Annotated in this window: 13 protein-coding genes; 3 read left to right on the top strand and 10 right to left on the bottom strand. The window is 72.5% G+C overall.

The window, feature by feature from the left end; translation table 11 throughout:
• Positions 1 to 67 precede the first annotated feature (67 nt).
• The gene (locus OG439_RS00355; protein WP_326947349.1) at positions 68 to 700 is read left to right on the top strand and encodes an NUDIX hydrolase; all 633 of its coding nucleotides are present in this window, start codon (positions 68 to 70) and stop codon (positions 698 to 700) included.
• Between the two features lie 41 nt (positions 701 to 741).
• The gene (locus OG439_RS00350; protein WP_247062774.1) at positions 742 to 1,458 is read left to right on the top strand and encodes an LON peptidase substrate-binding domain-containing protein; all 717 of its coding nucleotides are present in this window, start codon (positions 742 to 744) and stop codon (positions 1,456 to 1,458) included.
• 6 nt (positions 1,459 to 1,464) lie between these two features.
• Here the strand turns inward: OG439_RS00350 and OG439_RS00345 are convergent, their stop codons facing one another.
• From OG439_RS00345 to OG439_RS00300, 10 genes are all read right to left on the bottom strand, one after another.
• Complete coding sequence (locus OG439_RS00345) at positions 1,465 to 2,499, bottom strand: M48 family metallopeptidase (RefSeq protein ID WP_326947348.1); 1,035 nt, start codon at positions 2,497 to 2,499, stop codon at positions 1,465 to 1,467.
• A gap of 46 nt (positions 2,500 to 2,545) precedes the next feature.
• The gene (locus OG439_RS00340; RefSeq protein WP_326947347.1) at positions 2,546 to 3,142 is read right to left on the bottom strand and encodes a DUF2567 domain-containing protein; all 597 of its coding nucleotides are present in this window, start codon (positions 3,140 to 3,142) and stop codon (positions 2,546 to 2,548) included.
• A 193-nt stretch (positions 3,143 to 3,335) separates the two neighbouring features.
• Complete coding sequence (gene bsaP / locus OG439_RS00335; RefSeq protein ID WP_326947346.1) at positions 3,336 to 3,548, bottom strand: biotin synthase auxiliary protein BsaP; 213 nt, start codon at positions 3,546 to 3,548, stop codon at positions 3,336 to 3,338.
• Entirely contained in the window at positions 3,535 to 4,548 is a 1,014-nt protein-coding gene (gene bioB, locus OG439_RS00330) for a biotin synthase BioB (protein ID WP_326955073.1), read from the bottom strand. The genes bsaP and bioB overlap by 14 nt, the downstream gene beginning before the upstream one ends.
• 79 nt (positions 4,549 to 4,627) lie before the next feature.
• A complete protein-coding gene (bioD, locus tag OG439_RS00325; RefSeq protein ID WP_326947344.1) occupies positions 4,628 to 5,353 on the bottom strand; it encodes a dethiobiotin synthase in 726 nt (241 codons plus the stop codon).
• A 64-nt stretch (positions 5,354 to 5,417) separates the two neighbouring features.
• Positions 5,418 to 7,595 (bottom strand): bifunctional SulP family inorganic anion transporter/carbonic anhydrase, encoded by a 2,178-nt coding sequence (locus tag OG439_RS00320; RefSeq protein WP_326947343.1) that lies wholly within the window; start codon positions 7,593 to 7,595, stop codon positions 5,418 to 5,420.
• Positions 7,596 to 7,812: 217 nt separating this feature from the next.
• Positions 7,813 to 10,050 carry a bifunctional SulP family inorganic anion transporter/carbonic anhydrase gene (locus tag OG439_RS00315; protein WP_326947342.1) on the bottom strand — a complete coding sequence of 746 codons (2,238 nt, stop codon included), beginning with the start codon at positions 10,048 to 10,050 and terminating at the stop codon, positions 7,813 to 7,815.
• A gap of 246 nt (positions 10,051 to 10,296) precedes the next feature.
• Complete coding sequence (locus OG439_RS00310) at positions 10,297 to 11,577, bottom strand: adenosylmethionine--8-amino-7-oxononanoate transaminase (protein ID WP_326947341.1); 1,281 nt, start codon at positions 11,575 to 11,577, stop codon at positions 10,297 to 10,299.
• A gap of 12 nt (positions 11,578 to 11,589) precedes the next feature.
• Positions 11,590 to 12,792, bottom strand: coding sequence for a cytochrome P450 family protein (locus OG439_RS00305; protein ID WP_326947340.1), 1,203 nt, complete (start codon positions 12,790 to 12,792; stop codon positions 11,590 to 11,592).
• Positions 12,793 to 12,810: 18 nt separating this feature from the next.
• Positions 12,811 to 13,164, bottom strand: a complete 354-nt coding sequence (locus OG439_RS00300; protein WP_326947339.1) for an SRPBCC family protein — start codon at positions 13,162 to 13,164, stop codon at positions 12,811 to 12,813.
• Between the two features lie 136 nt (positions 13,165 to 13,300).
• On the opposite strand from OG439_RS00300, the gene OG439_RS00295 reads away from it, so the two are divergent.
• A complete protein-coding gene (locus tag OG439_RS00295; RefSeq protein WP_247062752.1) occupies positions 13,301 to 13,924 on the top strand; it encodes a uridine kinase in 624 nt (207 codons plus the stop codon).
• Positions 13,925 to 13,932: the final 8 nt, after the last annotated feature.

The raw sequence follows: 13,932 nt of genomic DNA, 5'->3' as shown, positions 1-13,932 counted from the left end.
AACCGTGCGAAGTCATCTTAACACCCAGACCCCCTTGGCCCACGAGGTTTTGGGAGCGGTCCTGCAAGTGCGCTCGGACACACTCCGGGTGCTGCTGTGGCGCCGCGCGCTCGACCCGCACCTCGGCCGCTGGTCGCTGCCGGGCGGCCGGCTGCGGCCCGACGAGGACGTCGAGACGTCCGTCCGGCGCCAGCTGAAGGAGAAGGTCGACGTGCGTCAGCTCAAGCACGTCGAGCAGCTCGCGGTGTTCAGCGCCCCGGCCCGCGTCCCCGGCCCGCGCGTGGTGGCGACCGCGTTCCTCGCCCTGGTCCCCTCCGACGTCGACCCCGAGGTGCCCGAGGACACCGAGTGGCACGACGTCGCGAAGCTGCCGCGCACGGCGTTCGACCACGAGTCGATCGTGCTGCGCGCCCGCGACCGGCTGCGCTCGAAGCTCTGTTACACGAACCTCGGGTTCGCCCTCGCGCCCGAGGAGTTCACGGTGTCGGCGCTGCGCGGGCTGTACTCGGCCGCGCTGGGCTACAAGGTGTCGGCGACGAACCTCCAGCGCGTGCTTTCCCGCCGTGGATTACTGGTCCCGACAGGCCACACGGCGCCGCCGGGGCGGGCCGGCGGGCGTCCCGCGGCGCTCTTCTCCTTCGCGGGCAAAGGCATGCAGATCACCGATCCGTTCGCGGTGTTCAAGCCGCCGAACCGGTGACCATCCTGCGCCGGACCCGTTCTCCCCTTACCGTGGGACGCGTGACCGAGCCGGAATCGGAAAGTGACGCGACGACGACAATCCTGCCGTTGTTCCCGCTCCAGACCGTGCTGCTGCCCGGCACCCGCCTCCCGCTGCACATCTTCGAACCGCGGTACCGGCAGCTGACGGCGGACCTGGTAAGCGGGACCGTGCCGGGGCGCGAGTTCGGCGTGGTCGCGCTGCGCTCGTCGCTGACCCGCGAGGTACGTGGTCTGGACCAGCTGTACGACATCGGCTGCAGCACGGTGCTGCGCGAGGCGAAACGCCTGCCCGACGGCCGGTTCGACGTCGTGACGCTGGCCCAGCGCCGCTTCCGCCTGCGGGAGCTCGACTGCACCTCCGCGCCGTACCTGATCGCCTCGGTGGAGTGGGTCGACGACGAGCCGGTGGCGCCCAGCGGCGGCGTCGCCGAGCGCCTGGCCGCCGTCGCGCGCACCGCGCACCAGCGCTACTGCGAAACGGCGTGGCGCAGCGACGACTGGGTCGAACCGGAAGCCGACGCCGCCCTCGAAGACCTGGCCTACCTGCTGGCCGCGGACTGCCTGTTGCCGCTCGAAGACCGCCAGCGGCTGCTGGAGGAACGCCACCCGCTGCGCCGGCTGCGCATCGCCTGCCGCCTGCTGACGCGCGAGACCGGCTTCCTGAACACGCTCGGTGCGGTGCCCCTGCCGCCGGGCGAACTCACCGATCTGAGCCGCCCGGCCAGCCTGAACTGAGGCGCGTCAGGACTCGCTCGGCGACCCGTTGCCGAACTTGTTCCAGACCTTGCCCGCGGCGCCGGACACCGTCTCGCCGACGTCGCTGAACACCTTCGTCAGCGGGTCGGCGGACGCGCTCCACGAGTCCTTGTACGCCTTCGCGGCCGACTTCAGGTCGTCCTTCCAGTCGGCCGTCGGGCTGTCGTCGTCGCGGCGCGGGTAGTCACCGGCCAGGATCGCGCGGTACTCCGCCGACGCCGCCCACTTCTGCAGCTGCGCCGCGCGGACCACGGCGAACGGGTGCGACTCCGTCTCGACGTAACGGAGCTTGAGGAAGCTGTCGCGGATGTCGTCGACCGACTCGTACTCGGTCGCCTGCTGCAGGAACGACGGGATGTCGATGCGGGCCGGGTCGATGCCGCCGGCGACCTGGATCTGGGCGCGCAGCGCGGCCGTCGGGTCCTGGCTGCACAGCAGGCCCGCGCGGTCGCAGGACAGCTCGGCCTTGCGGTACCACTCGCGCAGCGCCGCGATGATCGCGCGGATGCCGAGCGCGCTGACCGGCGTCCACGACATCGACAGCTGCAGGCTGATCAGCCGCACCATGATCGTGCGGTACACGGTGTGCCCGGACAGCACGTGCCCCATCTCGTGGCCCAGCACGAACCGCAGCGCGTCCGGGCTCATCAGCTCGACGAGCCCGGTGCTGAGCCGGATGAACGGCTCGTCCATGCCGACGGCCGACGCCTGGACCCGCGGGTCCTGGTAGACGAACACGTTCGGCACCGCGGGCAGGTCCAGCGTCTCGGCGCACTCGTGGCGGAGCTTCTCCAGCTCCGGGTACTGCTTCGGCCCGACGCGGATCGACGACGCGAGCGCCATCAGCCGCTCGCCGCGTTCGTTGTAGAACCCCGAAACGGCCTTCACGACCTGCGCGAACCCCGGCACCGCGCGCAGCGTGGCGAGCGCGCCGCGGTCCACGGGGTGCTCGTAGGCGCGCGGGCTGATGCCGGGAAAGCGGACGGCGTTGTGCCGCGATATCTCGATGTCCTCGGTCACTGCTGAAACCCCCTGTGGTTTTCGAGGGGGCCAGCCTAGGGAACGCTCAGCCGAGCCGGCGGCCGAGGTCGTCCCGGCCGTTCCAGGTCGTGAGCAGGCTGTAGGCCAGGGCGACGCCGAACGGGCCGGTGATCAGCACCCACCACGACTCCAGGCGCGGCGCCAGCTCGATCACCGAACCGAGCGCCGGCGCGCTGTCGATCGTGTAGTGGCTGTTGGCCCAGCCGACGCCGAGCAGCATGGCCAGCGCGCTCGCGAGCGCGACCCCGAGCACGGCGGCGAGGAAGACGACCGGCCCGCGGCGCTCGCGCATCAGCCACGCGACGACGCCGACGACGATCCCCAGGCCCAGCGTCAGGAAGCCGAAGATCGCGAGGTCGTCGAAGCGGTGCCAGCTCTCGAGTTCGAGGGCGCCCTGGGTGCCGTCGGAGGCGATGATCCGGACGCGCTCCGGCGGCGCGATCCGCGACCACAGGAAGGCGAGCGGGAAGCTCAGGACGCTGAGGGTGCCGAGCACGCTCACGGCGGGCAGCAGGTCGGCCTTGACGACGACCCGCGGCTGCCGCTCCCGGAACAGCACAGGCACGGACCACGGTCCCGGCACGGCCGACGGCCGGTGCGCGGGGCCCGACGACTCACTCACCCGGACTCCCTCCTGCAACACGTGTCGACCGAGCGTAACCGGTCGGTGTGCGAGGGACGTCAGCCGCCGACCGTGTCGGCGGCACTCACCCGCCGGCCCGGCTCCGAAGGCCGGCCGCAAAAGCCGTGAAGGCCTCCTTACCGGCCATAAGAGCCGGGAAGGAGGCCTTCACGGCACTCCGGAGAAGTGGACGTCAGCCGCTCGCCGTGTCGCCGTGACGGCTGCAGCGCGCCGTCCAGCCCAGCGGGCTCACCTGGACCACCAGGCGGCGCGCGCAGTACGTGCAGAACCGTGGGGGTTCCAGCGCCGTGCGCGGGTTGTGGCACGCCGGGTGGTCCGTGCCACCCGGCGACTCCTGTCCACAGTGGACGCAGTAGGTCGCGGAAACCGCGTCAGAGGCTGTCACTGAGGGCCTTGATGGGCATCTTGAGCTCGTCCAGCATCTCCAGGTCCGCGCTGGCCGGGCGGCCCAGGTTCGTCAGGTAGTTGCCGACGATGATCGCGTTGATGCCGCCCAGCATGCCCTGCTCGGCACCGAGGTCACCGAGCGTCAGCTCACGGCCGCCGGCGAAGCGCAGCATCGTGCGCGGCATCGCCAGGCGGAACGCCGCGACCGTGCGCAGCGCGTCCTTGCCCTCGACGATCTCGTAGTGCTCGTACGGCGTCCCGGGCTGCGGGATGAGGAAGTTCATCGGCACCTCGTGCGGGCTCAGCTCGGCCAGCTGCACGGCGAACTCCGCGCGCTGCTCGATCGTCTCCCCCATGCCGATGATCCCGCCGCAGCAGACCTCCATGCCCGCCGCGGCGACCATCCGGAGCGTGTCCGCGCGCTCTTCCCAGGTGTGCGACGTGACGACGGACGGGAAGTGCGACCGCGCCGTCTCGAGGTTGTGGTTGTAGCGGTGGACGCCCATCTCGACGAGCTCGTCGACCTGCTCCTGCGTGAGCATGCCCAGCGAGCAGGCGATCTGGATGTCGTTGCCGTCTTCCCGGATCGCCTTCACGCCCTCGCGGACCTGCGAAAGCAGCCGCTTGTCGGGCCCGCGGACGGCGGCGACGATGCAGAACTCCGTCGCGCCGGTCTCGGCGGTCTGCCGGGCGGCCTTGACGAGGTTCGGGATGTCGAGCCACGCCGAGCGCACCGGCGTCGGGAAGCGGCCGGACTGGGAGCAGAAGTGGCAGTCCTCGGGGCAGCCGCCGGTCTTCAGGCTGATGATGCCCTCGACCTCGACCTCGGGGCCGCACCAGCGCATCCGCACCTCGTGCGCCAGGGCCAGCAGGTCGGGGAGCCGGTCGTCCGGCAGCCGCAGCAGCTCGAGGACCTCGGCCTCACCCAGGCCGACGCCGTTTTCGAGGACCTGCTCGCGCGCGTAGGCGAGGACATCGGTGTCCGGGACTGCGGTCACGGGCGTCTCCTTGGTCGTGGTGGTGCGGAAAGCGTCTCTCATCGTGCACGAAGCGCGGTCGAGGCGACAGCGACGCAGGTCACTTCTGGGCGGACGCCCGTCCGGTGAACAGCTCGGGGTCGAACTCGCCGCCGAACCACGGCGAGAGCCCGGCCCGCGCCGCCTCCAGGAACTCCTGGGGGGACGCGGTGCCGAGCCCGGCGGGCAGCACGCCCAGCAGCGGCGCCCCGGCCGCCACCGGCAGGTCTTCGAGGTTGGACAGCGCCGCGAGGTCCGGCTCGGCCGGCCAGGAGCCGATGATCACCCCGGCGACGGTCAGCCCGCGCTTCGTGGCGACCTCGGCGGTCAGCGCGGTCGCGTTGAGCGTGCCCAGCCCGGCCTCGGCCACGATGATCACCAGCGAACCGAGCGACCAGGCGACGTCGGCGAGGCTCGACCCGGCGGCGTCGAACCGCACCAGCAGACCGCCCGCGCCCTCGATCAGCGTCAGGTCGTGGTCGGTGTCGAGGTCGGACGCCGCCCGTGCGATCTCGCCCGGGTCGAGCGTCGGCAGGCCGCTGCGGCGGGCGGCGGCCTCGGGCGACAACGGGTCGGGGTAGCGGCGCAGCTCGCGCGTGGTCACCTCGGCCCCGGCCAGGCGGACGACGTCGGCGAGGTCACCGGGCTCGTCGGGGCCGACCCCGGTCTGCGCCGGTTTCAGCACCGCCACCCGCTGCCCGCCGGCCACCGCCAGCGCCGCGATCGCCGCCGTGGAGATCGTCTTGCCGACCCCGGTCCCGGTCCCCGTCATCACCAGCATCGTCACGGACCATCAACTTAGTGACCCCGGCCCGGGCCGCGCAGCCCGGGCGGTGCGGCCGGGGTCCGCGTCAGGCCTCCGGCACCACCGCCCCGGCGAGGCGGAACGAGCGCGCGTCACCCTCCAGCAGGTGCACCTGGGCGGCGCCGACGTCGAAGTACATCCCGGTCAGCTGCAGCTTCCCGGCCGCTTCGGCCGCCGCGACCTGCGGGTACTCCCGGAGGTGGTCGAGCTGCTGGAGCACGTTGAGCAGGGCCAGCCGGTCGCCTTCGCGAGCCGGGCGGGCGCCGTCGACGGTGACCGGGCCGGACCGGCGGGCGCTGGGCACGGCGTAGCGCAGCCACGTCTCCAGCGGCCCCGGCGGCGGGCCGTCGGCGAGCGCGGCCATCGCCCCGCAGCCGGAGTGGCCGCAGACGACGATCTCCTCGACGCCGAGCACGCCCACCGCGTACTCGATCGACGCGTTCATCGACGGGTCGGCCTGCCCCGGCGGGACCAGGTTGCCGATGTTGCGGATGGTGAACAGGTCGCCGGGTCCGCTGGTGGTGATCAGGTTCGGCACGATCCGCGAGTCGCCGCAGGTGATGAACAGCGTGCGCGGCTTCTGGCCGTCGGCCAGCCCGGACAGCGTGTCCCGCAGCAGCGGCGCGGCCCGGCGGTGGAACTCCGTGGCGCCGCGGCGGGTCTGCTGGGCCGGGATGTCGACGGATTCCAAGGCCTGCCAGTCGGACCACGGCGCCAGCCACCGCGGAACGGCCCGGCTCGCGGCGAACCGCGACCGCGTCGGCCGGCCGGCCTTGCCTTCGCCGAACCAGGGGTGACCGACCTCGTCGACGTCCACCGTGCCGCCGGCGCGTTCGTGCGCCTGCTGCCAGGTGGTGAGGCTTTCGAAAGCGGCGTGGTCCAGGTAGTCGACGACCAGTTCCAGCCGCACCGGCACCCCGGCCGGGATGGCGCCGAGCACCTTGGACAGCCGCGGCACGGACAGGAACGTCAGGACACCCTCGACGACGACGCGGTGGCGGTCGCCGTCGCTCTCGACGTGGATCCCGGACCACACCGTGCGACGCAGCATGAGCACCAGCGCCAGCCCGATCCCGGCGAGCACGCCGGTGAGCAGGTCGAACACCACCACGCCGGCGAGGGTGAGCAGGTAGACGGGCAGATCGCCGTGCCTGAGCGCGGTCTTCATGTGCCCGGGGTTGACCAGCTTCGCGCCGACATGCACCAGCAGCCCGGCCAGCGCGGCGAGCGGGATGTTCTGGATCAGCCCGGCGAGCAGGACGACGAACACCAGCACCCAGACGCCGTGCAGGATCGCCGACACGCGGGTCTTCGCCCCGGCGGCGACGTTGGTGGAGCTGCGGACGATGACGCCGGTGACGGGCAGCCCGCCCAGCGCCCCGGAGACCATGTTGGCCGCGCCCTGCCCGACCAGCTCGCGGTCGAGGTTGGCGCGCGGGCCGGTGTGCATGCGGTCGACGGCGACCGCCGAGAGCAGGCTCTCCACGCTGGCGATCAGGGCGATGGTGACGACGGCGAGCGCGAACCCGCCCCAGCCGCCGTCGGGCAGCTGCGGGACCAGGTGGACGTTCAGCAGGTCACCGGGCAGTTCGACGCGCGGCAGCGTCATCCCGGTGGCGACCGACGCCACGGTGGCGAGCGCGATCGCCGCCAGCGGCCCGGGGACCCGCTGGACGGCCTTCGGCAGCCGCGGCCAGATCAGCAGGATCGCGATGGTCAGCAGGCCGATCGTGGTGGCCGAGTCGTGGTGGGCGACGATCTGGCCGGGCAGCTCGGCGACGTTCTCCACGGCCGAGCTCTGGGCCTTGCCGCCGAGGATGACGTGCAGCTGGCCGAGCACGATCGTGACGCCGATGCCGGCCAGCATGCCGTGCACGATGGCCGGCGAGATGGCCAGCGCGGCGCGCGCGATGCGGCTCAGCCCGAGCAGGATCTGGAGGGCACCGGCGGCGACCGTGATCAGGCACGTGACGGCCCAGCCGAAGGTGCTGATGGTTTCGGCCATGATCACGGTCAGGCCGGCGGCGGGCCCGCTCACCTGGAGCGCGGAGCCGCCGAGGGCACCGGCGACGACCCCGCCGACCACGGCGGCGATCAGGCCGGCGGCGACCGGCGCGCCCGAGGCGAGCGCGATGCCGAGCGAAAGCGGTACGGCGACGAGGAAAACGACCAGGGAGGCCGGCAGGTCGTGGCGGAGCACGGCGAGGGGTCTCATGATCGCCATGCAACCGGAAATCGTGTGAAATGTCCGCTATGCGCCACTCGATCGAGTGAACGACTGGCCATAATTTGCCCGAATGACACAAATCGGACGTCCGCTTAACCCGCCGTTCACGCCCCGCGTGCCTGTCACCCGACAGTTGAACCCTTTACGACACAAGGGTTCCCGAGGCGGCCTTCGGCACGTCTGCGCACCGAAGGCCACCGCGGGTGTGCTCTGGTCAGGACGTGACGGCGCCCGCCGGGACGAAGCCGCGGGCCGCGTCGTCCAGCAGGGACACCTGCGCGGCGCCGACGTCGAAGTACATCCCGGTCAGCCGGAGGCCGCCGCGCTCCAGCGCCGCGGCCACCACCGGGTAGCCGCGCAGGGTTTCCAGCTGCTGCACGACGTTCTGCAGCGCGAGCTGGTCGGCCTCGGCGGCGGGACGGCGGCCGCCGAGCAGCAGCGGCGCTTCCCGGCCGCGGCGCAGCAGCGTCGGCTCGCCGTGGCGCAACCAGGCGCCGAGCTGGTGCAGACCCGCCGGGGCCTGGCCGAGCAGCGCCTTCATCGCGCCGCAGCCCGAATGCCCGCACACCACGATCTCCGCGACCCCGAGCACACCGACGGCGTACTCGATCGCCGCGCCGACCGAGGAGTCGGCGCCCCCGTCCGCCGGCGGGACGAGGTTGCCGATGTTCCGCACCGTGAACAGGTCGCCCGGCCCGCTGGTCGTGATCAGGTTCGGCACGATCCGCGCGTCGCCGCAGGTGATGAACAGGGTGTGCGGCTCCTGGCCGTCCGCGAGCCCGGTCCAGGTGTCGCGCAGCAGCGGCGCGGTGCGGCGCTGGAACTCCGACGCGCCGCGGCACAGCAGGGAGCTCGCGCTGCGCTGCACGGGCAGGGCGACGTGCTCGGCCTGCCACTCCGACCAGGGGGCCAGCCAGCGCGGCACCACCCGGGCGGCGAGGCCCCGGCGCACGGTCGGCGTGCCCGCGCGGCCGCGTTCGAACCACGGGTGGCCGATCTCGTCGACCGTCACCGGCCCGGCGTGCGCCTGCTGCCAGCCGCGCAGGCAGTCGAACGCGGCGTGGTCCAGGTAGTCGACGAGCAGTTCCAGGGTGACCTCGGCGTGCGCGGGCACCTCGGCGAGCACCCGGGTCAGCCGGGGCACGGAGAGGAACGTCAGCGCGCCTTCGATGACGACGCGGTGGCTGTCACCGTGCCTTTCGACGTGGATGCCGGAGAAGATCATCCGACGCAGCATCAGCGCGAGGGCCAGCAGTATCCCGGCCGCGACGCCGGTGAGGAGGTTGACCGCGACCGCGCCGGCCAGCGTGACGACGTACACCGGGAGGTCGCCGTGGCGGCGGACGTCCTTGATCGCGGCCGGGTTGACCAGCTTCGTCCCGACGTACACCAGTAGCGCGGCGAGCGCGGCCAGCGGGATCAGCCGCAGCGTCCCGGTGAGCAGCAGGCAGGCGGCGAGGATCCAGGCGCAGTGCAGGATCGCCGACATCCGGGTGCGCGCGCCGGCCTCGTAGTTGGTCATGCTGCGCACGACGACGCCGGTGACCGGGAAGCCGCCGAGCGCGCCGGCGGCGACGTTCGCCATGCCCTGCCCGACCAGCTCGCGGTCGAGGTCGGTGCGCGGGCCGCCGCGGCGCTTGTCGACCGAGACCGCGGACAGCAGGCTCTCGAGGCCGGCGATCAGCGCGATGGTGACGGCGGCGAGGGCGAACCCGCCCCAGCCGCCGTCGGGCAGCCGCGGCACGAGGTGCAGGGACGGCAGCCCGGCGGGCAGGTCGACGCGCGGCAGGGTCATGCCGGTCAGCACGGACAGCCCGGTGGCCAGGGCGATGGCGGCCAGCGGCGCGGGCACCCGGCGGACGACGGCGGGCAGCCGCGGCCAGGCCAGCAGCACGGCGAGGGTGACGACCCCGATCAGCACGGCCTGGTCGTGGTGGGCGGCGATCTGCCGCGGCAGCGCGACGACGTTGGCGAGCGCGGAGCCCTGCGCGGTGCCGCCCAGGACGACGTGCAGCTGGCCGAGCACGATCGTGACGCCGATGCCGGCGAGCAGGCCGTGCACGATGGCCGGCGACACCGCGAGCGCGGCGCGGGCGGTGCGGGTCAGGCCGAAGAGGATCTGGAGCAGCCCGGCGGCGACGGTGATCGCGCAGGTGACGGGCCAGCCGTGGGTGGCGATCGTGTCGGCCAGCACCACGGTGAGAGCGGCGGAAGGCCCACTGACCTGCAGCGGCGACCCACCGAAGACGCTCGCGACGAGCCCGCCGACAACGGCGGAGACGAGTCCGGCGAGCACAGGAGCCCCGGCGGCGAGCGCGATGCCGAGGGAAAGCGGTACGGCGACGAGGAAAACGACTATCGAGGCGGGAAGGTCGTGCTTGAGGTTCTGCTTGAAGGTCTCCAGCGGAGACGGCGGTCCGGTGTCGTGTTCACCACGAACGATCTCGATCATGGGGGCAGGATCGCCGAAAGCACGCGAAAAGTCTGCTACGCAAGCATTTCTCGCGTTTACCTGGGCACGGGATCGGTGCCGCGCCGGCGACCTTTCACACTCGCCGCCTCCGCCGTTCGCGTGGTGTAGATCGAGGGTTTGCACGCAGAGCGACGATGAGGGACCTTCGGGTCTCGCTGTGCGCGCGGTCACACCCGATGTGCTGAAATCAAGCGTTTACAAGCCCTGGGAGTCTCCCGCGGGTGATCACGCCTTCTCCGCCACCGCCAGCATCGCCCCCGTGATCACCGCGAGGTCCGCGTCGCTCGTGACGTACGGCGGCATCGCGTACACCAGGTCGCGGAACGGCCGCAGCCACGCGCCCCGCGCCGTCACCACCTCCGTGGCCACCGCCATGTCCACCGGGTGGTCGAGCTGCAGCACGCCGATGCCGCCGAGCACCCGGACGTCGACCACCGACGGGAGGTCGCGGGCCGGGGCGAGGCCGTCCAGCAGGCCCTTCTCCACCCTCGTGACGTCGCGTTTCCACGCGCCGTCCGCCAGCAGCGCCAGCGACGCGTTCGCGACCGCCGAGGCGAGCGGGTTGCCCATGAACGTCGGGCCGTGCGCGAGCACCGGCAGCGCGCCGCGGGAGATCCCGGCGGCGACGTCCGGGGTGCACAGCGTCGCGGCCATGCTCAGGTAGCCGCCGGTCAGCGCCTTGCCGAGGCACAGCACGTCCGGCGTCACGCCCGCGTGCTCGGCGGCGAACAGCGCGCCGGTGCGGCCGAAGCCGGTGGCGATCTCGTCGAAGATCAGCAGCACGTCGTGCGCCTCGGTCAGCTCCCGCAGCGCGCGCAGGTAGGCGGGGTGGTGGAAGCGCATCCCGCCGGCCCCCTGCACCACCGGCTCGACGATCACCGCGGCCAGCTCCCCGGCGTGCCGGGCGATCTCCTCGCCGAGCAGGTCCACATAGGACTGGTCCGGCGGGGTGTCGAACCCCGGCGGCGGCATCGGCACGAAGACCTGCTCGGGCAGCACCCCGCGCCACAGCGAGTGCATGCCGCCGTCGGGGTCGCAGACGCTCATCGGCGTGAACGTGTCGCCGTGGTAGCCGCCGCGCCAGGTGAGCAGCCGCCGCTTCTCCGGCAGCCCGCGGGAACGCTGGTACTGCAAGCACATCTTCGCCGCGACCTCGACCGACACCGAGCCCGAGTCGCAGAGGAAGACGTGCTCGAGCCCGTCCGGCGTCAGGTCGACCAGGGTCTTGGCCAGGGTGATCGCCGGCTCGTGCGTCAGGCCGCCGAACATCACGTGGCTCATCCGCCCGGCCTGCGCGGCGAGCGCGGCGTCGAGGGCCGGGTGCCGGTAGCCGTGGATCGCCGACCACCACGACGACATCCCGTCGACCAGCTCCCGGCCGTCGGCGAGCTTGAGCCGCACCCCGCTTGCCTCGGTCACCAGCAGCGAAGGCACCTTCGCGGGCATGGGCGCGTACGGGTGCCACACGTGCTGGGCGTCCAGGGCGAGCAGGTCGGCGGAGTCCATCCGCCGATTAAATCAGCGCAGCCGGACCGGAAGGGACTCCAGGCCGTGGATCAGGGAGCTGGGCCGGTAGACCAGCTCGTCCGGCTTCGCGTCCAGCTCGATGTCCGGGAACCGCGCCAGCAGGCCGCCGAGGGCGATCTCCGCCTCCAGGCGGGCCAGCGGAGCGCCGACGCAGTAGTGGATGCCGTGGCCGAAGGCCAGGTGGCCGCCCGCGGCGCGCGTGACGTCGAGCTTGCCCGGCTCGGCGTACCGCGCCTCGTCCCGGTTCGCGCCCAGCAGCGAGATCAGCACGAACTCGCCCTCCGGGATCGTCACGCCGCCCGCCTCGACCGGCGCCGTGGTGAACCGCAGGGTGGCCAGGTGGATCGGGCCGTCGAAGCGGAGGAACTCCTCGACGGCGTTCGGCAGCAGCGACGGGTCTTCGCGCAGCAGGGCGAGCTGCGCCGGCTCGCGCAGCAGCGCCAGCACGCTGTTGGCGATCAGGTTGACGGTGGTCTCGTGCCCGGCGACCAGCAGCAGGAACGCCATCGACACCAGTTCGGGCTCGGACAGCGAGTCGCCGTCGTCGCTCGCGTGGACCAGGTCCGACAGCAGGTCCTCGGCCGGTTCGGCGCGCTTCTGAGCGATCAGGCCGGTGAGGTAGCCGAACATGTTCTGCGCCGCGGCCTGCCCGGCCGCCGGTTCCGACGCGCTCAGCAGCGTCTTGGACCAGTCGGCGAACTCCGTGCGGTGCTCCGGCGCGACGCCGAGCAGCTCGCAGATCACCGTGATCGGCAGCGGCGCGGCGAAGGAGGGCAGCAGGTCGGCCCGCTCCCGCCCGCCCAGCGCGTCGAGCAGCTCGGCGGTGATCTCCTCGATCCGCGGCCGCAGCCGCGCCACGGTGCGGCCCGTGAACGCCTTGTTGACGAGCTTGCGCAGCCGCGAGTGGTCCGGCGGGTCCATGTTGAGCATGTGGTGGCCCAGCGACTCGCCGAAGCCACCCTGCGCGGCCACTTCGTCGGGCAGCTTGGCCTCGAACAGCGCGTGCGCGCGCACGTTGTCCTTCTGCAGCCGGGAATCGGCCAGCAGCGCGCGGGCCTGCGTGAAGTCCGTGACGATGTAGCAGGTCAGGCCCCGCGGCATCCGGACCAGGCGCGCGGGCCCGCCCGCGCGCAGCAGTTCCGCGAACAAGTGCGCGTCCTGCGCGAAATCTTCGGCTACCTCGACCGTCGTCATACCGTCCCCCAAGAATCGTCAGCGCTCGGCGAGCGCCGCCACCACGCGATCGATCACGTCCTGCCAGTATGCCCGTTGTTCTTCGCGTTCTTCCGCGCCCGAAAGCCATTCCTGGTGGAAGCGCAGCGTGGTCTTGGCCCCGGAACCGCTCAGCCGCACCTGGACGGTGGAGTCGTGGTCCCAGTCCTGCGGCCGCCAGGTGAGCCGGACGCGGTCGCCCGCGACGAAGCCGCGGATCTCCCCGACGGTGCCGTTTTCGGTCTCGTACTCCGCGCCCGGCTCCTGCGGCAGGTCGACGCCGGGGCCGAGCCAGATCGCGACGCCCTCCCGGCTGACCAGGAAGTCCCAGACCTCCGCGCCGGAGTACGGCAAGGTGCGGGAAACCCCTATGTTCCAACCGACATCGGCGGTCTTCCCCACTGAAGAGCTCACTGAAGAGGTCATGCTCGCATCATCCCACCGGGGTACGACGAAAACCGTCCCCGGTCCGGGTGGAGGATCTCTTCCCGTGCGCTACCGCCCGATTTCCCCCGCCGTCCTGGCCGAAGAACTGACCGAGCGCATCAGCGCGCTCACCGAGCGCCCCCGGATCGCGGTCGCCGTCGACGGCGCGGACGGTGCGACGGAAACCACAGAACTCGCGGACGCCCTGGTCGAGCCCCTGCGCCTGCGCGGCCGTGCGGCCCTGCGCGTGTCCGCGCGCGACTTCCTGCGCCCGGCGTCGCTGCGCTTCGAGCACGGCCGCACGAACCCCGACGCCCGCTACACCGACTGGCTCGACCTCGGCGCGCTGCGCCGCGAAGTGCTCGATCCCCTGGCCGGCACCGGTTCCGGCGAGATCCTGCCGTCGTTGTGGGACACCGAGCGCGACCGCGCGACCCGCGCCGCCCGCGTGCCGGTACCCGAAGGCGGCGTCGTCATCCTCGACGGCGAGCTGCTGCTCGGCGCGGGCCTGGCCTTCGACCTGGCCGTGCACCTGTGGCTCTCCCCCGCCGCCCTGCGCCGCCGCGTGCCGGACGCCTGGGCCGTCCCGGCCTACGAGCGCTACGAGGAGGAAGCGGACCCGAGCGCCCTGGCCGACGTCGTGGTGCGCGTCGACGACCCCCGCCACCCGGCCCTCTACACGCCCTGACGCTCCCG

Origin of the sequence: Amycolatopsis sp. NBC_01307, assembly GCF_035975215.1 — a bacterium.
In the GTDB taxonomy this organism is placed as follows: Bacteria; Actinomycetota; Actinomycetes; order Mycobacteriales; family Pseudonocardiaceae; genus Amycolatopsis.
The sequence above is the reverse complement of the archived record's forward strand: the minus strand, read 5'-3'. Positions and strand labels throughout refer to the sequence as shown.